Genomic DNA, 22,932 nt, shown 5'->3' on the forward strand with positions numbered 1-22,932 from the left:
AAAACGTTTTCATATTTTATTTTTTGGCATGCTTCTTGCATAATGTTATACAGGAGTATCGCAAGCATGGGTAAAAAGGGGTTGAACTTACATGACATTGGATTTGCTAATCGAAAGAGCAACCCAATATGAAGAAAAGACTGTAGCAGTAGCGGCGGCAGATGATGTAGAGGTTATTGAAGCAGTTATAGAGGCTCTAAGGCTTAGGATAGCTAATTTCTTTCTATATGGAGATAAAGAGCAAATTTTGTCTATACTGAGGGAAAAGGCCCCGGAGCTAGTAAAAAGTGAAAAAATAAAGATTTTTCATACCAACTCAAGTGCTTCTGCTGCTGAACATGCAGTTAAAGCAATTAAATTAAATGAAGCAAATGTACTTATGAAGGGTAATGTTCCAACAGCCACCATTTTAAAGTCAGTACTTAATAAAGACTACGGATTACGAACAGGGAATGTGTTGTCGCATATCTCCGTTTTTGAAGTTGCTGGTTATGACCGTTTTACGATCGTTACCGATGCAGCCATGAACATAAATCCTGATTTAGATACAAAAATTCAAATCATTAATAATTCGGTAAAACTTGCGAAATCAATCGGGATTGAAACTCCGCGTGTTGCTGTCATTGCAGCAGTAGAGGTCGTAAATCCATCAATGCCAGCAACAATGGATGCAGCGATCTTAACTCAAATGAACAGAAGAGGCCAAATAAAGGATTGCATCATTGACGGACCATTTGGTCTTGATAATGCCATTTCTCTTGAAGCTGCTAGGCAGAAAAAGATTAACAGTGAGGTGGCTGGACGAGCTGATATTTTATTAGTGCCAACTATTGAAGTAGGAAATACACTATATAAATCACTCGTATATTTTGCTGGTGCTAGGGTTGGAGCGATCATCGCCGGAGCAAAAGTACCAATTGTTTTAACATCTAGAGCAGATTCAGCGGAAAGTAAAGTATATTCACTTGCTCTTGCAATTTGTTCTGTTTGTAAATAAAGAAAACACTGTTGGTTGAGGAGGAAGAAGTAAATGGAAATCTTTAAGTATATGGAAACTTATGATTACGAGCAATTGGTGTTTTGCCAAGATAAACAATCAGGATTAAAGGCGATTATCGCTATACATGATACAACATTAGGTCCGGCCTTAGGTGGAACGCGGATGTGGACATACGAGTCAGAAGAAGCTGCGATTGAAGATGCCTTGCGTCTAGCAAAGGGAATGACTTACAAAAATGCAGCGGCTGGATTAAATCTTGGCGGTGGAAAAACAGTTATTATTGGTGATCCGCGTAAAGATAAAAATGAAGAAATGTTCCGTGCGTTCGGTCGTTACATTCAAGGATTAAATGGACGCTACATTACAGCGGAAGATGTAGGAACAACGGTAGCAGATATGGATTTAATTCATGAAGAAACGGATTACGTAACGGGTATATCACCGGCATTTGGTTCCTCCGGGAATCCATCACCTGTCACTGCTTATGGTGTTTATCGTGGGATGAAAGCTGCTGCAAAGGAAGCGTTCGGAACGGATTCACTTGAAGGAAAAGTTGTTGCCGTACAAGGTGTAGGAAATGTAGCATATAACTTGTGCCGTCATCTTCATGAAGAAGGTGCACAATTAATTGTTACGGATATTAATAAAGAAGCTGTTCAAAGGGCTGTTGAGGAATTTGGAGCCAAAGCGGTAGAGCCGAATGAAATTTATAGTGTGGATTGTGATATTTATGCACCATGTGCTCTTGGGGCAGTAATTAATGATAACACGATTCCGCAAATTAAAGCGAAAGTCATTGCAGGAGCTGCAAACAACCAACTACGTGACCCACGCCATGGTGATATCATTCATGAAATGGGAATTGTTTATGCGCCAGATTACGTGATTAATGCAGGTGGAGTAATTAATGTAGCAGATGAGTTATACGGCTATAATCATGAGAGAGCAATGAAAAAAGTAGAGACGATCTACTCAAATATTGAGAAGGTCATTGAAATTGCAAAACGTGATAGAATACCGACATATAAAGCGGCAGATCGAATGGCAGAAGAGCGAATCGAAAGAATGCGTAATTCTAGAAGTCAATTCCTACAGAACGGACACCATATTTTAAGTCGACGTTAATGCACTGACAAGGAAAGGCTGAGGATATCAGCCTCTTGTCTTTTACATAGTAGTAAAAAGCTTGGATACAATGGAGGTTTACACGTTGCACGAATTAATGAATCGAATTCTTGTGATCAATCCTGGTTCTACATCAACGAAAATCGGAGTATTCGATAATGACCTTTCAATTCTTGAAAAGACCATACGACACGAATCAGACCAGATCAATTCGTTTGACAATATCATTGACCAATATGAATTCAGAAAACAAACGATACTTGAGACGCTTGATATTGAAGGAATAAATATTTCAAAGCTAAGTGCTGTTTGTGGGCGTGGTGGCTTACTTCGCCCAATTGAAGGTGGGACGTATGAAGTAAACGATTTAATGCTTTTAGACTTAAAGGCTGGTTATTCAGGGCAACACGCATCCAACCTGGGAGGAATTATTGCCTTTGAAATTGCATCGGGTTTAAATATCCCTGCATTTATTGTCGATCCAGTTGTTGTAGATGAACTTGATCCTATCGCACGTATATCTGGTTTTCCATTAATTGAACGGAAAAGCATTTTCCATGCACTTAATCAAAAAGCGGTCGCCAGGAGAGTGTCAAAGTCACTCGGAAAAAGGTATGAGGACCTGAACCTAATTGTGACTCATATGGGTGGAGGAATCACTATAGGGGTTCATAAAAATGGAAGAGTGATTGATGTGAATAATGGTTTGCATGGAGATGGGCCATTTAGTCCGGAGCGTGCGGGCACAGTACCAGCTGGTGATTTAATTTCCTTATGTTATTCAGGAGATTTTTATAGAGAAGAAGTTATGAAAAAACTAGTCGGTCAAGGCGGGCTAGTTGGGTATCTTGGTACGAATGATGCGCTAAAAGTAGAAGAAATGATCAGTAAGGGAGATAAACAGGCAAAGCTTATATACTCAGCGATGGCATATCAAGTTGCGAAAGAGATTGGAGCAGCGAGTAGTGTATTGGCAGGAAAAGTGGATGCCATTATCCTTACGGGTGGATTAGCGTACGGGAAAGGATTTGTTAAAGAAATCAGTGATCGTGTTAATTGGATAGCAGACGTCATGATTGAACCTGGTGAAAATGAGTTACAGGCTCTGGCAGAAGGTGCACTAAGAGTCCTAAGAGGAGAAGAAGAGGCGAAACAATATCCAAATGGAATAAAAGATACTGTTCATAGCAAGTAACGAGGAGGGTTTTGGTTTGGCAGAAGAATATGATTTAGTCATTTTAGGTGGAGGTACTGGAGGATATGTGGCAGCGATACGTGCGTCACAGCTGGGATTAAAAACGGCCATCGTTGAGAAAGCAAAGTTAGGCGGAACGTGTTTACATAAAGGGTGTATTCCTAGTAAAGCATTACTTCGAAGTGCAGAGGTTTATCGTACGACTAAGAAAGCGCAAGATTTTGGTGTAATTGCCTCAAACATTTCATTAGATTTCGGTAAGGTTCAAGATAGAAAGAATAAAATAGTTGAGGGGCTCCATAACGGGGTTCAACACCTTATGAAACAAGGGAAAATTAGCGTATATGAAGGAACTGGAAGGATCCTAGGTCCCTCTATCTTTTCACCAATGCCGGGTACGATTTCGGTAGAGATGAACAGCGGAGAAGACAACATGATGCTGATACCGAAAAATGTCATTGTCGCAACTGGTTCGCGTCCTCGTACGTTACAGGGTCTTGAAATCGATGGTTCACAGGTACTTACCTCTGATGAGGCATTACAACTTACTTCTGTTCCTAAATCGATTATTATTGTTGGTGGTGGTGTGATTGGAATAGAGTGGGCATCGATGCTTTCGGATTTTGGAGCAGATGTAACTGTAATAGAGTATAGTGATCGCATCATTCCAACAGAAGATCGCGAAATTTCAAAGGAAATGCAGCGCTTAATGAAGAAAAAAGGAATCAAATTGGTTACCAGTGCAAAAGTATTACCAGAATCTCTAAAAAAGGAAAACGATGTTTCGATTTCTGCTGATGTAAAAGGAACGATTAAGGAATTTTCAGCAGAGAAGATTTTAGTTTCTGTAGGTCGACAAGCAAATGTTGAAGGAATTGGACTTGAAAATACGGATATTGAGATAGAAAAAGGAGTTATTAAAACAAACTCTTTCTATCAAACAAAGGAATCCCATATTTATGCAATTGGTGATGTCATTGGCGGACTTCAATTGGCTCATGTAGCTTCACATGAAGGAATTGTTGCGGTTGAGCATATTGCCCGGGAGAAGCCTTCTCCAATTGATTATAGTCTTATTTCTAAGTGTATTTACTCGAATCCTGAGGTAGCAAGTGTAGGATACACAGAGGAAGAAGCAACGGAAAAAGGATTTGAAGTAAAAGTAGGGAAATTCTCCTTCCGAGCCATCGGTAAAGCACTTGTGTATGGTGAATCAGATGGATTTGTAAAAATCATTGCTGATAAGAAAACGGATGATATTTTAGGTGTCCATATGATTGGCCCGCACGTAACAGACATGATTTCAGAGGCAGGGTTAGCTAGAGTGTTGGATGCAACTCCATGGGAAATCGCTCATACGATTCACCCTCATCCTTCGTTATCTGAAGCAATCGGAGAAGCAGCCCTTGCCGTAGATGGGAAAGCTTTACACGGGTGAAGGAGTGTGCACTCCAGAAATACAAATGTCCACAAAGGGTGTCTGTCACCGTTAAATAGGAGGTTATAATAATGGGTGAAAATCGTCATCTTGCGTTAGGTTTGAGTGATGAAACGGTTTTAGAAATGTATGAAATGATGCTGCTTGCTCGTCGAATTGATGAGCGGATGTGGCTGTTAAATCGCGCGGGTAAAATTCCATTCGTTATTTCGTGTCAAGGTCAAGAGGCAGCTCAAGTCGGTGCAGCATTTGCACTAGATCGTGAGAAGGATTATGTTCTTCCGTATTATCGAGATATGGGTGTTGTCTTAACTTTTGGTATGACCGCGAAAGATCTAATGTTGTCAGGCTTTGCTAAGGAAGAGGATCCAAACTCAGGTGGGCGTCAAATGCCTGGTCACTTTGGACAAAAGAAAAACCGGATTGTCACAGGTTCTTCTCCAGTAACTACGCAGGTTCCTCATGCAGTTGGAATTGCCCTTGCTGGTAAAATGGAAAACAAAGATTTAGTGACATTCGTTACGTTTGGAGAAGGCTCGTCGAATCAAGGAGACTTTCATGAAGGCGCAAACTTTGCTGGAGTACATAAACTTCCAGTCATCTTTATGTGTGAAAACAACAAGTATGCGATTTCCGTTCCGATCGAAAAACAACTTGCGTGTGAGAATGTTTCCGATCGAGCCATTGGTTATGGCATGCCAGGTGTAACGGTGGATGGAAACGATCCACTTGAGGTATACAAGGCCGTGAAAGAAGCAGCAGACCGCGGGCGTCGTGGAGAAGGCCCAACATTGGTAGAGACCGTTTCTTACCGATTAACTCCTCACTCCTCTGATGATGATGACCGAAGCTATCGTGGTCAAGAAGAGGTAGCGGAAGCGAAAGCGAAGGATCCAATTCTTACATTTGCTTCTTATCTAACTGAAGTTGGACTCCTAAATGATGAGTTAGCAAAGGAAATTAATGATCGAATAATGAAACAAGTAAATGAAGCAACCGACTATGCAGAAAATGCACCATATGCAGCTCCTGAAAGTGCATTAAAGCATGTGTATGCTGAGAAGTAAGGGGGAAGAAATCAATGCCTGTAATCTCATATATTGATGCGGTAACTATGGCGATCCGTGAGGAGATGGAGCGCGATTCGAAAGTATTTGTCTTAGGTGAAGACGTTGGTAAAAAGGGCGGAGTATTTAAAGCAACGCAAGGCTTATATGAGCAATTTGGTGAGGCTCGAGTAATTGACACTCCACTAGCTGAATCAGCCATTGCAGGAGTCGGAATAGGCGCAGCGATGTATGGTATGAGACCAATTGCTGAAATGCAGTTTGCTGATTTTATTATGCCCGCAGTGAACCAAATTATTTCCGAAGCTGCAAGAATCCGTTATCGCTCTAACAATGATTGGAATTGCCCCATTGTAGTGCGTGCTCCTTATGGTGGAGGCGTTCACGGTGCACTGTACCATTCTCAATCAGTTGAGGCGGTATTTGCCAATCAGCCTGGTCTAAAAATTGTTATGCCTTCAACTCCTTATGATGTAAAAGGTCTGTTAAAGGCAGCTATTCGCGATGACGATCCTGTTCTGTTTTTTGAGCATAAGCGTGCCTATCGCTTAATCAAAGGGGAAGTTCCGGCTGATGATTATGTTCTTCCAATTGGTAAGGCAGATGTAAAACGAGAGGGAGAAGACATTACCGTCATTACTTATGGTTTATGTGTTCACTTTGCTCTACAAGCCGCAGAAAAATTAGCTAGTGACGGGATTTCAGCCCATATCCTTGACTTACGTACCGTGTATCCTTTGGATAAAGAGGCGATTATTGAAGCAGCTTCTAAAACAGGAAAGGTCCTGTTAGTGACGGAGGATAACAAGGAAGGAAGCATTATGAGCGAAGTAGCGGCGATCATCGCTGAGAACTGCTTGTTTGATTTAGATGCACCGATTAAGCGCTTAGCAGGCCCTGACATACCAGCTATGCCATACGCACCAACGATGGAAAAATACTTTATGGTAAATCCAGATAAGGTCGAAAAAGCGATGCGTGAGCTTGCTGAATTTTAATAGGGATTAAAGGTTAACAAGGAGGTAATGAATTGGCTATTGAACAAATCAAAATGCCTCAGCTTGGGGAGAGTGTTACAGAAGGAACGATTAGCAAATGGCTCGTTTCAGTTGGGGACACCGTAAACAAATATGATCCTCTAGCAGAGGTAATGACTGATAAAGTAAATGCAGAAGTACCTTCGTCCTTCTCAGGAAAGATTGTCGAGCTTATTGCTAGCGAAGGAGAAACATTAGAGGTTGGTGCGATTATTTGTACCATCGAAATCAAAGGGCAAGATAGTACACCTCAGGAAACGATAACAAAGAATCAAACAGAGGAAAATATTCAAAAGCCTGAAGTAATAAGTGATGCGCCTAATAAAGCGCGATATTCACCAGCAGTCTTAAAGCTTTCTGGGGAGCATGGGATTGACTTAACACAGGTATCAGGTTCTGGAGCGGGTGGTCGAATTACTCGTAAAGATCTTCTGGCGATCATAGAGTCCGGAGCCGTTCCGACACCTCAACTAAAAGCGGGAGCTGTTCCAACTGCTCCAGCTCCAAAAGCGGTAGAAAAAGCAGCGCCTGCTCCAATTGATGTTCCTGTAACAGCCGGGGATATAGAAATTCCGGTTTCAGGTGTTAGAAAAGCAATTGCGGCTAATATGTTACGCTCCAAGCATGAGGCACCACATGCCTGGACGATGGTTGAAGTCGATGTGACGAATTTAGTTGCATACAGAAACTCCATCAAATCGGAGTTTAAGGCAAAAGAAGGATTTAACTTAACATTCTTTGCTTTCTTTGTAAAAGCAGTCGCTCAAGCTTTAAAGGAATTCCCGCAAATGAACTCTATGTGGGCAGGAGATAAAATCATCCAGAAGAAGGATATTAATATCTCCATAGCTGTTGCAACAGAGGATGCTTTGTATGTTCCAGTTATTAAGCACGCGGATGAAAAGACCATTAAAGGGATTGCGAGAGAAATAACTGAACTAGCGTCTAAAGTGAGAGCTGGAAAATTATCAAGTGCTGATATGCAAGGTGGTACGTTCACTGTCAACAACACCGGTTCGTTTGGATCAGTTCAATCCATGGGAATTATTAATTACCCTCAAGCAGCCATTCTACAAGTAGAATCCATCGTTAAACGTCCGGTTGTCATGGATGGAGGTATGATTGCTGTAAGAGACATGGTTAATCTTTGTCTATCGCTTGATCACCGTGTTCTTGATGGACTTGTGTGCGGAAGATTCTTAAAACGGGTGAAAGATATCCTTGAGGCAACCACAAAGGAAAATACATCTATCTACTAATACAAAAAAGCCGTTGTCTATTAGACAGCGGTTTTTCTTCTTTGCAATTATTCCCATGTGTACTACAATAAGGGTAAGATCAATAATTTTAAATTTTACCTCAATTTATCTTTCGGAGGGAGGGGAGCCGTGGCAAATTTGACACGGCATACAATGCAAATAAAAGATATGAAACATGCGTCATTCCCACTTTGGCAAGAAGAAGACTGGACCGAAAAAAGTGAACAGTCACTGAAAGGAAAAAAGGTAGAACATTTAATAAAACATACATACGAACAGATAAAAATGAAACCGCTTTATTTTAAAAAAGAACAACACTGTTCTCAATTTCCTGGTATCCCAGATTATCGAAGAGGAATTGATTCGTATTTGGGGGAGAAGCAACCATGGAGAATAGCTCAGACCATTCACGCGTCTACCGGAAATGAGCTAAAAAACAAGATGGAAGCTGCAATCAAAGGCGGACAGTCCGCTGTTTCTTTCTCTGTTCAAGAGGATATCTCCTATCAATCTATATTTGAAGCGTTTACGGACCGTTTACCAGTTTGCGTTCATGCAAAGAAAGGTCACCAATCCAAACTCCTTTCAGAGCTCAGTAGCGTCAAAGAGAGAAGTGATATACAAGGCTTTATCGCAACGGATCCGTTAGCTCAATTAGCTTCAGATGGCTATTTAGAAGAGCCAGTGAACGATTTCTATGATGAATTAGCAAAAAACATTCAATTTGCCTCACAAAAATTCCCAGAACTAAAAACAATTCTTGTCGACACAACTCCCTATCATAATGGGGGGGCTAACGCCGTCCAAGAGATTGCGATTTCTCTTGCAACTGCCGTATTCCACCTAGAAGAACTCTCTAACCGAAACATACCGATCGAAACAATACTATCTAAATATATTTTTCACTTCTCAGTAGGAGCCAATTTCTTTATGGAAATTGCTAAGTTAAGAGCAGCACGGATGCTTTGGAGTGAAATCGTAAAAGCATACGGTGGAAGTAACGAAAATCAAAAAATGGTCATATCAGCACAAACATCAAGCTTTACAAAAACAGTTTATGATCCATATGTGAATCTTCTTCGTTCTAGTAATGAAGCATTTGCTGCAGTTATCGGAGGGGTTCAATATTTGCATGTAAGTCCATTTAATGAGCTCGAAGGGAACGGAGCAGAGTTCTCAGAGCGAATTGCTCGAAATACTCAACTTATTCTAAAAGAAGAAGCGCTTATTTGTAAAACACACGATCCAGCTGGAGGTTCCTGGTATATAGAAGAACTAACTGATGAGATTGCCAAGAAGGCATGGGAGCTGTTTTTGCAAATTGATGATTATGGCGGTATGCTATCCTCCCTTGTTGATGGTGACATCCAATCACAAATCTCTAAAGTATTGGATAATAGAAAGAATGATAGTTTCACAAGAAAACAATCGATTGTCGGTACCAATATGTACGCAAATTTAGAAGATCAACCATTAAAATTATGCATGCAGCAAAAAACAACACCTGAAACAGTAGCCATCAAGATACCCGAGCTAAAGCAATCTAGACTTTCAGAACCCTATGAAACCCTTAGAAGGCTTTCTGAAAAACTAGAACGGCAACCAGTGGTGGGGGTAATTTGTATAGGTGGGTTAAAACAGTTTAAGCCACAAGCAGATTTTATTGCGGGCTTTCTTGCACCAGGTGGGATCGTTACGGAAAAAAGTGAGGGAGCTGACAGTTGGGAGCAAATTCAGAAGTATATTGAAAGTAGTAACCATTCAACTTACTGCTTGTGTGGAGCGTATGGAGAATTTGAAGAATTGGGACTTACCATCGTGAAAGAATTTCATAAGAATTATCCAGAAAAACGACTATATTTGGCAGGGCTACCTGAAGCAAAGGATGTATGGCTTCAATCAGGTGTAACGGACTTTTTTCATCGACAAAGTAACTGCTATGATTCTCTATCGAGTCTCTTGACTGAAATGGAGGAAACGACTCATGCTTAACAAACCCAATTTTCGTCAAATAAAGATTTCGTCCTTTAAGGAAGAAAAGAGTAACCGAGAAAAAGAAGAAATAACTGCGTCCATAGAGGATTTATTTTACGAAACAAATGAACAAATCAAAGTAAAGTCTTTATATACGAGAGATGACCGTGATCATTTAGCTCATCTTGGAGATTTACCTGGTTTGCCCCCCTTTACAAGGGGACCATATCCTACGATGTATGTTAATAGGCCTTGGACGGTAAGACAGTATGCAGGCTTTTCTACCGCAGAGGAAAGTAATGCATTTTATCGTAGAAATTTAGCAATGGGACAAAAAGGTCTGTCAGTAGCATTTGATTTAGCTACCCATAGAGGCTACGACTCTGATCATCCACGCGTCGTAGGTGACGTAGGAAAAGCAGGTGTTGCTATAGACTCTGTACTCGATATGAAAACCTTGTTTGATGGCATTCCTCTTGACCAGATGTCTGTCTCGATGACAATGAATGGAGCCGTTTTGCCGATCATGGCCTTTTACATTGTAACGGCTGAGGAGCAAGGGGTAAGTAAGGAACAGTTATCTGGGACGATTCAAAATGATATTTTAAAAGAATATATGGTTCGTAATACATATATTTATCCACCAGAAATGTCGATGAAAATTATCGCTGATATTTTTTCATATACTTCTAAGTATATGCCGAAATTCAATAGCATTAGTATTTCAGGATATCATATGCAGGAGGCGGGAGCACCGGCAGATATCGAGCTTGCTTACACACTAGCAGACGGGCTCGAATATGTTCGAACAGGTCTAAAAGCGGGTATTGATATCGATTCCTTTGCCCCAAGATTATCATTTTTTTGGGCGATTGGTATGAATTATTTCATGGAAGTAGCTAAGATGAGGGCAGGGCGTTACATTTGGGCAAAGATGATGAAGTCGTTTTCTCCTCAAAGTGAGAAATCTATGGTGTTACGTACCCATTCCCAAACATCTGGATGGAGCTTAACTGAACAGGATCCGTTTAATAATGTGACTCGCACACTTATCGAAGCGCATGCTGCAGCGATGGGCCATACTCAATCTCTTCACACAAATGCTCTAGATGAAGCTATTGCACTTCCAACCGATTTTTCTGCTAGAATTGCTCGAAATACGCAGTTATTTCTTCAGGAAGAAACCGGAATCACGAATGTGATTGACCCTTGGGGTGGATCGTATTATGTTGAAGCACTAACAGATGAGTTGATAAAACGTGCATGGGAGCATATTGAAGAGATTGAAGAGCTAGGTGGAATGGCAAAAGCAATTGAAACCGGCTTGCCAAAAATGAAGATTGAAGAAGCGGCAGCAAAGCGTCAAGCCAAAATTGACTCAGGCGGGGAAACAATCATCGGTGTCAATCGTTACCGAGTAGATAAAGAAGAAGATATTGAGATTTTAGACATAGATAACACGGCTGTAAGATTAAAGCAAATTGAAAAACTGGCATACGTAAAGGAGAATAGAAACGAGCAAGAAGTAAAGCGAACTCTAGAAGCATTAACAAAAGGGGCGCAGACAGGAGAAGGAAATCTTCTTGAACTTGCGGTAAACGCAGCCAAGGCTCGTGCAACAATCGGGGAAATTTCAGATGCGGTCGAAGTTGTTGCAGGAAGACACAAAGCGATTATCCGCTCAATTAGTGGAGTATATAGCTCTGCGTACTCGAATGAAGAGGAAATGAAAGAAGTTCAGCGCATGACAGAGGAATTTCTAGAAAACGAAGGACGCCGGCCAAGAATCCTTATTGCCAAGATGGGACAGGACGGTCACGACAGGGGAGCAAAAGTGATATCAACGGCTTTTGCTGATTTAGGATTTGATGTGGATATTGGACCGTTATTCCAAACACCAAAGGAGACCGCTTTACAAGCGATCGAAAATGATGTTCACGTGATTGGAATAAGCTCACTTGCTGCCGGCCATAAAACACTGCTTCCACAGTTAATGAAAGAATTAAAGGACTTAGGCCGGGATGATATTTTAGTGGTAATCGGTGGCGTGATCCCTGCTCAAGATTATGACTATTTATATGGCCAAGGGGCTGCCGCTATTTTTGGACCAGGGACCGTTATTCCAGTAGCTGCTCAAAAGGTGGTTAGTGCTATCTACGAGCGATTAGGCTATGAGGAAGTGGAAAAGTAATGAAAGATAATCATTTAGACAATAGCTTTTCTTCTGCAAAACGATTTCACAAAAAAGTAAATAATGCACCAACGGTCGAGGAGCTTTGCTCAGGGCTAAGGAATGGAAATCGTTCGATGCTCGCTCAAGCGATCACATTAATCGAAAGCAATGCCGACCACCACTTTAAGAAGGCGCAGGAACTTCTTCAACAGATCCTCCCCTTTTCAGGTAACTCGGTCCGGATTGGTATTACAGGTGTACCAGGAGCCGGAAAAAGTACCTTTATCGACTCATTTGGGATGTACTTATGTGAACAAGGAATTAAGGTAGCTGTTCTAGCCGTTGATCCAAGCTCTAAGCGGAGTGGAGGGAGTATTTTAGGAGACAAAACGAGAATGGAACATCTATCTAGGGCGGAGTTGGCTTTTATTCGTCCGTCCCCTACGGGAGGAAAGCTAGGTGGTGTACATCGAAAAACGAAGGAGTCTATTGCCCTTTGTGAAGCCGCAGGTTATGAAGTGATTATTGTAGAGACAGTTGGTGTGGGACAAAGTGAAGTCGTGGTAAGAGACATGGTAGACTTCTTTCTGCTCCTTCTTTTAACAGGTGCTGGTGACGAGCTGCAAGGGATGAAAAAGGGAATCATGGAGCTAGCCGACGCGATTGTCGTAAATAAAGCGGATGGTAAAAATGAAGCTGCCGCTCGAAAAACTAGGGATGAATATAATCAAATTCTGCATTTCCTTCAACCCTCAACTACAGGTTGGGAAACAAGAGCGCATGTATGCTCAAGCTTATATAATAAAGGAATTGAGGAAATTTGGCGGACAATTGAACAATTTATCCAGGAAACAACACAATCAGGAGTGTTTGCAGAGCGGAGAAGAAAACAAACAAAGGATTGGATGCACGCCTTAATCACGGATCAGCTTCAGTTACAATTTTATGCTCATGAAAAAATAAAAGAATTGCTTCCTCAGCTTGAAAGAGCTGTTGTTGATGGTGATCAGACGGTTACCTCTGCAGTAGACCTTCTATTCAAAAATTTTTATGAAAAAAAATAAAAAAAGGAAGGTCACACATACGGTGACCTTCATCTAAGGAGTAGGGGTATGATCTAGCTGTGCTTATATCATACCCTTTTTTCATTACCTTAAACCTTTCTGATTGTATATTTGTATCTCATATTGGTATATTGAATATATAATATTGAAATGATGGAGGGAACTTTTTGTGAATATGGATTTTAATTTATTTATGAACGATGTGGTTCGACAAGCGCGACAAGAAATTGCTGCTGCTGGATATACAGAATTAAAGACGTCAGAAGATGTGGATGCTGCGTTTTCTAAGTCAGGTACAACACTTGTAATGGTCAACTCAGTATGTGGTTGTGCAGGTGGGATTGCTCGTCCAGCAGCGATGTATTCTGTTCACTACGATAAAAAGCCTGATCAATTAGTAACAGTTTTTGCTGGTCAAGATAAAGAAGCAACAGCAACAGCACGCTCTTATTTTACTGATTATCCACCATCTTCTCCTTCTTTTGCTTTATTAAAGGACGGGAAAATTTTAACAATGGTTGAACGCCATGAAATTGAAGGGCATGAACCAATGGCAGTTGTACAAAAGTTACAAGAAGCATTCGATAAATATTGTGAAGAAGTGTAACCTCAGGTCTCTGGGGTTTTTCTTTTGAATCTTCATCGGTTAACAGTTGAATTGAAAGCGTCATCAAGGGTAAGGTAACTAATGGGAAATTAACATATAGGAGTAAAATATAAAATGGAATTTAAAATTGGTTACCGAACGGTAAAGACCGCCTTGGGAGCAGCTGCTTCCATTATGATTGCTCAGGCTTTTGGCCTTTCGAGTTTTACATCTGCGGGTATCCTTACCATCCTTTGCATTCAAGTAACAAAAAAGAAAAGTGTACGTGCTTCCTGGGAACGGTTTTTAGCTTGCATGGTAGCAATGGTTTTTTCAATCATTATTTTTGAAGGAATTGCTTTCCATCCCGTCATGATCGGACTTTTATTATTATTATTCATTCCTACAGCGGTAATGGTTGGTGCAAGCGATGGGATTGTGTCGAGCACGGTTATTATTCTGCATTTGTATTCAGCCGGACATATTACAAAGAGTTTATTATTGAATGAATTGGGCTTAATTATTATTGGAATTGGTGTGGCCTTAATCATGAACTTGTATATGCCAAGTTTAGAAAATAAGCTGATTGATTATCAAAGGAAAATAGAGGAGAAATTCAAAGCCATCTTTGACGAAATTATCTTATATTTAAAGAATAATAAAACGGATTGGGATGGTCATGAAATCCCTGAAACAGCGACGCTTATTGATGAGGCAAAAACCCTAGCTTTTCGTGATGTAGAAAACCATTTCCTCCGAAACGAGAACTTATATTATCACTATTTTAAAATGAGAGAGAAGCAATTTGAAATTATTGAAAGAGTTTTGCCTCTTGTTAGTTCCATTTCTCTTACCGTCGAACAGGGAGAGATGATTGCGGAATTCATTGAAGATCTCTCAAATAATATCCATCCGGGGAACACAGCGGATATTTATATTGAAAAATTAGAGAGAATGAGAGTGGAATTTCAGAAAATGGAGCTTCCTAGAACACGTGAGGAATTTGAGACTCGGGCGGCTCTTTTGCACTTCACAAAGGAAATGGAGCAATATTTAACGATTAAAAAGGACTTTATTGGAATGAAAAAACCAAAAGCGAATAAAAGGAAGAAGATGCTACAAACTACTAAGGAGAAATAATACGGAAGGTGAACGTATGGTATCCTTTCTTCTAGCCTTATTTATAGCATTTACTTCAAATCCTATTTGGCCATTAGGAGAAAATCCTCTTCCGGGGGATCCTTTTCTAATTGTCAATAAAGCTACAAATGAAGTAGCTTTAATTAATGAGAATCGAGTTCAGACAGTGGTAAGTGCTGCAACAGGCAAAACGGAGGAGTTAACTCCTGAAGGATTATTTACGATAACGGTTAAGGCAAAAAATCCATATTATCGAAAAAACAATATTAATGGTGGAGATCCAGAAAATCCTTTAGGTACAAGATGGATCGGATTTGACGCAAATGAAACCGATGGAAGAATCTATGGTCTTCATGGAACCAACACTCCTAGTTCCATAGGTAAGTATGTGTCGCAGGGATGTGTGAGACTTCAAAATGAAGCCATCGAATCCCTCTATGATTTCATTCCAATAGGCACAAAGGTATTAATCACAACAACAAATGAAAACTATGCAGAAATAGCAAAAGAATACGGTGCGATTTCAAAATAAAAAGTCACTTAAGGCAAACTCTTAAGTGACTTTTTGCTTTTTATAAAAATGCAATGACTCCAGCTAGTATGGTAGATGCTAACATCGCAAATAGCATTAAATAAACAACAATCTTTTGTGTTTTCTTATTTCCCATTTTCTATCTCCTCTCATGCAGAAACTTTTCTACGTTTATTTTACTAGGAAAAGATAAATTGAACAACCGCTCAAGGCTTGGAAGGGATTTTTGTCCAAAAAGCGAATATTTATAATTATATTACTTTTGAGGGAGATGGAAAAAGTGATAAATAATGTCGATCACATTGGGATCGCTGTAAAATCAATTGATGCTAGCTTGCCTTTTTACACAGAGGTTCTTGGGTTAAAACTTGTAGGAATCGAAGAAGTCCCATCAGAACAAGTAAAAGTAGCCTTTATAGACACGGGAAATGTCATGTTAGAGTTATTAGAAGCGACAAATTTTGAAAGCGCTATCTATAAGTTTGTCGAAAAGCGCGGAGAAGGAATCCATCATATTGCTCTAGGGGTAAATTCCATAGAATCTAGGATTCAGGAATTAAAAGAGAAGGGTGTACAAATGATTCATGATAATCCAAAAGAAGGAGCACATCATGCAAGAGTGGCCTTTATGCATCCAAAATCAACTCATCATGTGCTTTTAGAATTGTGTCAAAGAGATGGGGGGAGTCAAAAATGATCGACATCTATGAGAAAATCAATGATTTATATGACCGGAAAAGAGAAGTAGAGTTAGGTGGGGGAGATCAAAAAATTGAAAAGCAGCATGAAAAAGGAAAGCTGACAGCAAGGGAGAGAATCGAGCTTCTTGTTGACAAGGGGACCTTTATTGAGCTGAACCCTTTTATAGAACATAGATGCAAGGATTTTGGTTTAGAAAATCAAAAGGGTCCAGGCGACGGCGTCGTTACTGGCTATGGAAAGGTAAATGGTCGTCCAATCTACTTGTTCTCTCAAGATTTTACGGTTTTTGGTGGAGCTTTAGGGGAGATGCATGCGAATAAAATAGCGAATGTAATGGATTTGGCTGCGAAAAATGGTGCACCATTTATTGGGCTGAATGATTCGGGTGGAGCTAGAATTCAAGAAGGAGTCGTGTCTCTCGATGGCTACGGAAAGATCTTTTATCGAAATGCCATTTACTCTGGAGTCATACCGCAAATATCTGTGATTATGGGTCCGTGTGCAGGTGGGGCGGTGTATTCCCCAGCCATCACTGATTTTGTGTTTATGGTGGATCAAACGAGTCAAATGTTCATAACAGGTCCTAAGGTAATTGAAACGGTTACGGGTGAGAAAATAAGTCCCGAGGATTTAGGAGGGGCAAAGGTACATAACTCCATAAGTGGAAATGCTCATTTTCATGCATCAACGGAGGAAGAAGTACTTGCGGGGGTCCGACAATTATTAAGCTATCTTCCACAGAATAATGAAGAAAAAGCACCGATTAGTCAGTATGAAGATGATTGGGATTACCGTCCTGATTTAACCGATGTGGTACCATTTGACGCGGTCCGTCCGTACGATGTGAGAAAGGTGATTGAGCAAGTAGTAGATGAAGATTCTTTCATGGAGGTTCAAAAGGATTTCGCCAAAAATATCGTTGTCGGGTACGCTCGAGTAAAGGGTGAAGTAATTGGATTAGTATGTAATCAACCGAAGTTTATGGCCGGTGGGTTGGACATAGACTCGTCTGATAAAGCAGCCAGATTTATTCGTTTCTGTGACTCGTTTAACATACCTATTATTACATTTGAGGATGTCACAGGCTTCTTCCCTGGTGTAAAGCAGGAACATGGTGGAATCATCCGACACGGAGCGAAAATATTGTATGCCTATTCAGAAGCAACGGTTCCAAAATTAACGATTATTTTGCGAAAAGCTTATGGCGGAGCCTATGTTGCATTAAACTCGAAGTCTATCGGTGCTGATCTTGTATTTGCTTGGCCGAACGCTGAAATAGCAGTGATGGGACCACAGGGGGCTGCGAATATTATATTTGCAAGAGAAATTAACCAAAGTGAAGATCCAGAGGCAACAAGAGCACAAAAAATTGAGGAATATCGTGAAAAATTTGCTAATCCATATGTGGCCGCAAGTATGGGGATGGTAGATGACGTCATTGATCCGCGTGAAACAAGAATTAAAATTATCCAATCTTTAGAGATGCTTCGTAATAAAAAAGAAACTCGTCCTAATAAAAAGCATGGAAATATTCCCCTTTAAACCCATTCATTTGCTGATTATGATAAGAAAAAGTTATACTACAAGAGTGAGTGAATGATTGATGGAGGGTACAGGATGATTAATGAAGAAAGATTGTTAAAGGAATTTCTTGAGCTCGTTCAAGTGGACTCAGAAACGAAAAATGAAGCAGAAATTGCAAAGGTATTAAAACAGAAATTTTTAGATCTAGGCGTTGACGTGGTTGAAGACGATACAACTGCAACGACTGGACATGGGGCAGGAAACTTAATTTGTACACTTAAAGGCTCAAAGGAGCAGGTAGACACAATCTACTTCACTTCCCATATGGATACGGTTGTGCCGGGTAAAGGCATCAAACCAAGCATTAAGGATGGTTATGTAGTAACAGATGGTACAACCATTCTCGGAGCGGATGATAAAGCGGGACTTGCCGTTATGCTTGAAGTGGTTCGTGTGTTAAAGGAACAATCCATATCGCACGGAACGATTCAATTTATCATTACTGTTGGAGAAGAGTCTGGATTGGTTGGTGCCAAAGCATTAGATCCATCCTTACTTGTAGCAAAATACGGCTATGCTCTAGATAGTGACGGTAAAGTAGGTAATATTATTGTTGCTGCACCTACGCAGGCAAAAGTAAAGGCAACGATTTTTGGAAAGACAGCACATGCTGGCGTGGCACCTGAAAAAGGGATATCGGCTATTACGATTGCAGCAAAAGCCATTTCAAGAATGCCTCTTGGTCGCATTGATGAGGAAACAACTGCAAATATCGGTCGTTTTGAAGGCGGTACGCAAACCAATATCGTTTGTGACCACGTTGAAATTTTAGCTGAGGCACGCTCGTTGGTAAATGAGAAGATGGAAGAGCAAGTGCAAAAAATGAAAGCTGCTTTCGAAGAAGTGGCCTCAGAAATGGGTGGCAGAGCAGAGGTTGATGTTCAAGTAATGTACCCTGGCTTTAAATTTGGAGAAGGAGACCATGTGGTTGAAGTAGCGAGAAAAGCGGCTGCCAAAATTGGTCGATCCTCTGAGCTGTTAAGAAGCGGTGGGGGCAGTGATGCGAATGTAATAGCTGGATTTGGAATCCCTACCGTAAACCTAGCAGTGGGTTATGAAGAGATTCACACAACGAATGAAAGAATGCCTATTGAAGAACTCAATAAGTTGGCAGAGTATGTAATTGCTATCATTGAAGAAGTGTCTGCTTAATAGACAAAGAGTGAGGAGAGATCCTTCACTCTTTTTTTTGTTACTTTCGATAGACAAAATAGCAGGAATGTTAGTATGATACAGGTATAAAGTATGATGCCTTTGTGCTAGATTGGAGCGAGTACCCATGCTTACAACAACAAAAGTAGTCGTTTTTCAAGTAGGGACGGAAGAATACTGTATTCCTATTGAACATGTGATTTCGATAGAGAAGGTGGAAGGAATTACACCAATCCCTCATTTACCTGTGTACGTGAAAGGAATCGTGAAAGTAAGAGGAGAATTACTGCCTGTTCTTGATTTTGAGGAGATCTTATATCACCGAACCATTCAGTACAACGATCAAACGAGGATGATTGTGGTAAAGACAGATGAATTAACCATTGGAGTCCTTGTTAACGACGCAAAAGAGATTATTGATATTGAAAAGGAAAATTTAAAGCAGTTAGGGTTAGTAGCATTTAATAAAACAAGTTACTTTTCTTCCATTGCCAACTTGGATTCTCGTTTAATTACAATGATCGATCCATCTAAGCTTGTTCAATCGCTAGAAGGAATAAATGAAATCCAACAATATATGAAATCACACCAAGAAGAGTAGCCAGGTTGTGGCTCTCTTTTTTTTTCGTCTTCCAATTCTTCTGGTAAAATATAAGGACAATGGTGAGGAGGTGGGCTATGCGAGAAATGTACCCGAAAAACGGTCGTGTCATCCTTCATGTGGATATGAATAGCTTTTATGCATCCGTGGAAATGGCTTACGATCAAAGTTTAAAGGGGAAGCCACTTGCGATTGCGGGCAATGTTGAGGAAAGACGCGGAATCATTGTTACCTGCAGCTATGAAGCAAGAAATGTAGGGGTGAGAACGACAATGCCGTTATGGGAAGCTAGAAAACTATGCCCTGAGTTAATTGTGATGAAACCTAATTTTGAGCGCTATCGGGCTGCCTCTGTCGCTATCTTTGATCTGTTAAGGCAGTTTTCGGACCTTGTCGAGCCGGTTTCCATTGATGAAGGATATGTAGATATTACTGAAAGCTACGAGTTTGGATCACCTCTTGAAATTGCAAAAACGATTCAAGCAAGGATGTTAGAACAGTTTGATCTTCCTTGCAGCATCGGAATCGCTCCCAATAAATTTTTAGCAAAAACAGCATCTGATATGAAAAAGCCATTAGGAATAACGGTTCTTAGAAAAAGAGATATCAAACATGTTCTGTGGCCAATGAATGTGGGGGAAATGCACGGTGTTGGTCAAAAGACAGCTGAGAAATTAAAAACAATTGGTATACATACGATTGGTGACTTAGCAAAAGGAAATGAGATTCAGTTAAAATCACTTCTCGGAATCAATGGAGTACGTCTGAAGGAACGAGCGAATGGTATGGATCTCCGAGAAGTGGACCCAAACTCTGTTTCTGACTTTAAAAGTGTTGGAAACTCAACCACGCTTCCGAAGGATGTCACAAATGTCAGAGAGTTAAACGAAGTTTTGGAGAAGCTGGCAGAGAAAGTATCTGCAAGACTAAAAGCAAAGCAAGTGTTGGCAACGGGATTAAGTGTAACGATACGGTATAAGGATCGAAAAACGTTGACTAGAAGTAAAAAACTAAATAATCCAGTAGATAAACAAGATGAAATTTCTCAGCTTGCCAAAAAATTGTTTCATTCCAATTGGAATGGGAATGCCATCCGCCTTCTTGGAATCACAGGTACAGACTTAATACATGTTAATGAAGCAGTGAAACAGCTCGATCTTTTCTCTTATGAACGTGATGCAAAAAAAGAGCCGTTATTAAATGCTGTTTCAAAATTAAAAGAAAAGTACGGTACAGCCATCATAAATCGGGCAGGAATGGCTCGAAAGAAAAAACAAACGCCGTCAATTGGTACAGATACAAGCTTTAATAAAGATTTTTTACATACGGCGAGAGATAGGAAAGAAGAGTAACATAGTTAAAGAAATTCAGGAAAAAATATATTTGAATATTTAATTAATCACCTTACTTGCGCTTTTTGCTTAATCTTGCTAAAGTAAAGTGGATTCTTATGTATATAAGTATTTAGCTAGAAGGGAAGTAAAAAAATGACAAAACAACAATTTGGAGTTATTGGGTTAGCGGTAATGGGGAAAAACCTTGCTTGGAACATCGAGAGCCGAGGCTATACAGTCTCAGTTTACAATCGTTCAAGCGAAAAAACAGATGAAATGCTTGCGGAATCAAATGGAAAAAATATATTTGGTACATATAGCATGGAAGAATTTGTTGAATCATTAGAAAAGCCACGTAAAATCATGCTTATGGTTAAAGCTGGTGGGCCAACTGATGCAACCATTGATCAATTAAAGCCATTACTTGATAAAGGTGATATCGTTATTGACGGTGGAAACACATATTTTGTTGATACACAGCGCCGCAATAAAGAACTTAGTGAATTAGGTATCCACTTTGTTGGAACAGGCGTTTCCGGCGGAGAAGAGGGTGCGCTTAAAGGGCCTTCTATTATGCCAGGTGGACAAAAAGAAGCATATGAGTTAATTGCACCTATCTTTAAGGATATCTCAGCGAAGGTTGACGGTGAGCCTTGTACAACGTATATCGGTCCAGATGGAGCAGGTCACTATGTGAAAATGGTTCATAATGGAATCGAATACGGAGATATGCAGTTAATCTCTGAGTCATACTTCCTATTAAAGCATGTACTTGGTCTTAGTGCAGACGAGCTTCATGAAGTATTTGCTGAGTGGAACAAAGGCGAGCTAGATAGCTACTTAATCGAAATTACAGCTGATATTTTTACGAAAAAAGACGAAGAAACAGGTAAGCCACTTGTTGATGTTATCCTTGATACAGCAGGGCAAAAGGGAACAGGTAAGTGGACAAGCCAAAGTTCTCTTGACCTTGGGGTACCACTACCAATCATTACGGAGTCCGTATTCGCTCGTTTCCTTTCAGCAATGAAGGAAGAACGTGTTCATGCTAGCAAAGTATTAGGTGGACCAACTGCGAAGGAATTTACTGGTGATAAGAAGGCATTTATCGAGTCAGTTCGTAAAGCTCTTTATATGAGTAAGATTTGTTCATACGCACAAGGCTTCGCACAAATGCGTGCAGCTTCAGAAGAATATAACTGGGATTTACAATATGGAGAAATTGCAATGATCTTCCGTGGAGGATGTATTATTCGTGCTCAATTCCTTCAAAAGATTAAAGAAGCATATGATCGTGACGGACAGCTTAAAAACTTATTACTTGATCCATATTTCAAGGAAATTGTTGAAAGCTACCAGCATGCTCTTCGTGACATCATGGTTGTTGCCGTTCAAAACGGTATTCCTGTACCATGTTTCTCTGCTGCGCTTTCATACTATGACAGCTACCGTACAGAAACACTGCCAGCGAATCTGTTACAAGCTCAACGTGACTATTTTGGTGCACATACGTACCAACGTACAGATAAAGAAGGAACATTCCATACAAACTGGTTCTAAGCCTTCTAGAAGCAACTATAGCCTACCCAATAGGGTAGGCTATTTTGCGTGCCATTGAAAAGCGGCTAGGGGCGTAAAAAAGCTCCTATCCTAAATGGTAAAGGGGTTCCACTTTGAAGTGCTTTTCTTAAAATACGTGCCGAAATGACAGTCGTATTGGCATCGTTATTGGTATTTAAAAGTCCTTAATCGAGTAACTAGCAAAAGTAAAATTAGCGGAGAATTTCCGGTTAGATGCAGAATGGAGCCTCGTTTCGGGGTAAATAAGGGGATGTTTTCCGCTTATGCAAAGAAAAATTGCTCCTTTTTGACTTTTTCGAGCCAATAGGCGGAATCTCTCCGTCTATTTACGCTTTTTTTAATAATAATTAATAATTAACCGGAATTTCTCCGTTTATTTATCAGCTCG

Annotated in this window: 20 protein-coding genes; 19 read left to right on the plus strand and 1 reads right to left on the minus strand. The window is 40.3% G+C overall.

Annotated features, from left to right (window positions below):
* The first annotated feature begins 91 nt into the window (after positions 1-91).
* From yqiS to ACGLXV_RS15565, 13 genes are all read left to right on the plus strand, one after another.
* The gene (yqiS, locus tag ACGLXV_RS15505) at positions 92-997 is read left to right on the plus strand and encodes a phosphate butyryltransferase (RefSeq protein WP_391559381.1); all 906 of its coding nucleotides are present in this window, start codon (positions 92-94) and stop codon (positions 995-997) included.
* 33 nt (positions 998-1,030) lie between these two features.
* On the plus strand, positions 1,031-2,125 hold the full coding sequence (gene bcd / locus ACGLXV_RS15510) for a branched-chain amino acid dehydrogenase (protein WP_119709067.1): 1,095 nt from the start codon (positions 1,031-1,033) through the stop codon (positions 2,123-2,125).
* Between the two features lie 70 nt (positions 2,126-2,195).
* Positions 2,196-3,320: a butyrate kinase gene (buk, locus tag ACGLXV_RS15515; protein WP_391559410.1), complete on the plus strand. Its 1,125-nt coding sequence runs from the start codon at positions 2,196-2,198 to the stop codon at positions 3,318-3,320.
* 16 nt (positions 3,321-3,336) lie between these two features.
* Positions 3,337-4,758, plus strand: coding sequence for a dihydrolipoyl dehydrogenase (gene lpdA / locus ACGLXV_RS15520; protein ID WP_391559382.1), 1,422 nt, complete (start codon positions 3,337-3,339; stop codon positions 4,756-4,758).
* Positions 4,759-4,829: 71 nt separating this feature from the next.
* Positions 4,830-5,825 (plus strand): thiamine pyrophosphate-dependent dehydrogenase E1 component subunit alpha, encoded by a 996-nt coding sequence (locus ACGLXV_RS15525; RefSeq protein ID WP_119709064.1) that lies wholly within the window; start codon positions 4,830-4,832, stop codon positions 5,823-5,825.
* A 14-nt stretch (positions 5,826-5,839) separates the two neighbouring features.
* Positions 5,840-6,823: an alpha-ketoacid dehydrogenase subunit beta gene (locus ACGLXV_RS15530; RefSeq protein ID WP_119709063.1), complete on the plus strand. Its 984-nt coding sequence runs from the start codon at positions 5,840-5,842 to the stop codon at positions 6,821-6,823.
* A 32-nt stretch (positions 6,824-6,855) separates the two neighbouring features.
* A complete protein-coding gene (locus ACGLXV_RS15535; protein ID WP_391559384.1) occupies positions 6,856-8,121 on the plus strand; it encodes a dihydrolipoamide acetyltransferase family protein in 1,266 nt (421 codons plus the stop codon).
* Positions 8,122-8,250: 129 nt separating this feature from the next.
* On the plus strand, positions 8,251-10,113 hold the full coding sequence (locus ACGLXV_RS15540) for a methylmalonyl-CoA mutase family protein (protein WP_391559386.1): 1,863 nt from the start codon (positions 8,251-8,253) through the stop codon (positions 10,111-10,113).
* A complete protein-coding gene (scpA, locus tag ACGLXV_RS15545; RefSeq protein ID WP_391559388.1) occupies positions 10,106-12,286 on the plus strand; it encodes a methylmalonyl-CoA mutase in 2,181 nt (726 codons plus the stop codon). The genes ACGLXV_RS15540 and scpA overlap by 8 nt, the downstream gene beginning before the upstream one ends.
* The gene (gene meaB / locus ACGLXV_RS15550; RefSeq protein WP_391559389.1) at positions 12,286-13,332 is read left to right on the plus strand and encodes a methylmalonyl Co-A mutase-associated GTPase MeaB; all 1,047 of its coding nucleotides are present in this window, start codon (positions 12,286-12,288) and stop codon (positions 13,330-13,332) included. Before scpA ends, meaB begins: the two co-directional genes overlap by 1 nt.
* A 169-nt stretch (positions 13,333-13,501) precedes the next feature.
* The gene (locus tag ACGLXV_RS15555) at positions 13,502-13,939 is read left to right on the plus strand and encodes a BrxA/BrxB family bacilliredoxin (protein WP_391559391.1); all 438 of its coding nucleotides are present in this window, start codon (positions 13,502-13,504) and stop codon (positions 13,937-13,939) included.
* Positions 13,940-14,053: 114 nt separating this feature from the next.
* Positions 14,054-15,058, plus strand: coding sequence for an aromatic acid exporter family protein (locus ACGLXV_RS15560; RefSeq protein WP_119709058.1), 1,005 nt, complete (start codon positions 14,054-14,056; stop codon positions 15,056-15,058).
* Between the two features lie 16 nt (positions 15,059-15,074).
* A complete protein-coding gene (locus tag ACGLXV_RS15565) occupies positions 15,075-15,590 on the plus strand; it encodes a L,D-transpeptidase (protein WP_119709057.1) in 516 nt (171 codons plus the stop codon).
* A gap of 40 nt (positions 15,591-15,630) precedes the next feature.
* Here ACGLXV_RS15565 and prli42 read toward each other — a convergent pair whose 3' ends face one another.
* Positions 15,631-15,726, minus strand: a complete 96-nt coding sequence (gene prli42 / locus ACGLXV_RS15570) for a stressosome-associated protein Prli42 (protein ID WP_162927785.1) — start codon at positions 15,724-15,726, stop codon at positions 15,631-15,633.
* 135 nt (positions 15,727-15,861) lie between these two features.
* Between prli42 and mce the strand changes: the two genes are divergently transcribed.
* From mce to gndA, 6 genes are all read left to right on the plus strand, one after another.
* Positions 15,862-16,287, plus strand: coding sequence for a methylmalonyl-CoA epimerase (gene mce, locus ACGLXV_RS15575; RefSeq protein ID WP_391559393.1), 426 nt, complete (start codon positions 15,862-15,864; stop codon positions 16,285-16,287).
* Entirely contained in the window at positions 16,284-17,834 is a 1,551-nt protein-coding gene (locus ACGLXV_RS15580; protein WP_391559394.1) for an acyl-CoA carboxylase subunit beta, read from the plus strand. The genes mce and ACGLXV_RS15580 overlap by 4 nt, the downstream gene beginning before the upstream one ends.
* A gap of 75 nt (positions 17,835-17,909) precedes the next feature.
* Positions 17,910-19,028, plus strand: coding sequence for a tripeptidase T (locus ACGLXV_RS15585; RefSeq protein WP_391559396.1), 1,119 nt, complete (start codon positions 17,910-17,912; stop codon positions 19,026-19,028).
* 127 nt (positions 19,029-19,155) lie between these two features.
* A complete protein-coding gene (locus ACGLXV_RS15590) occupies positions 19,156-19,629 on the plus strand; it encodes a chemotaxis protein CheW (protein ID WP_391559397.1) in 474 nt (157 codons plus the stop codon).
* Between the two features lie 77 nt (positions 19,630-19,706).
* A complete protein-coding gene (locus ACGLXV_RS15595; RefSeq protein WP_391559398.1) occupies positions 19,707-20,981 on the plus strand; it encodes a DNA polymerase IV in 1,275 nt (424 codons plus the stop codon).
* Positions 20,982-21,116: 135 nt separating this feature from the next.
* Complete coding sequence (gndA, locus tag ACGLXV_RS15600; protein WP_119709051.1) at positions 21,117-22,523, plus strand: NADP-dependent phosphogluconate dehydrogenase; 1,407 nt, start codon at positions 21,117-21,119, stop codon at positions 22,521-22,523.
* The last annotated feature ends 409 nt before the right edge of the window (positions 22,524-22,932 follow it).

Origin of the sequence: Robertmurraya sp. (genome assembly GCF_036676585.1) — a bacterium.
In the GTDB taxonomy this organism is placed as follows: Bacteria; Bacillota; Bacilli; order Bacillales; family Cytobacillaceae; genus Robertmurraya_A.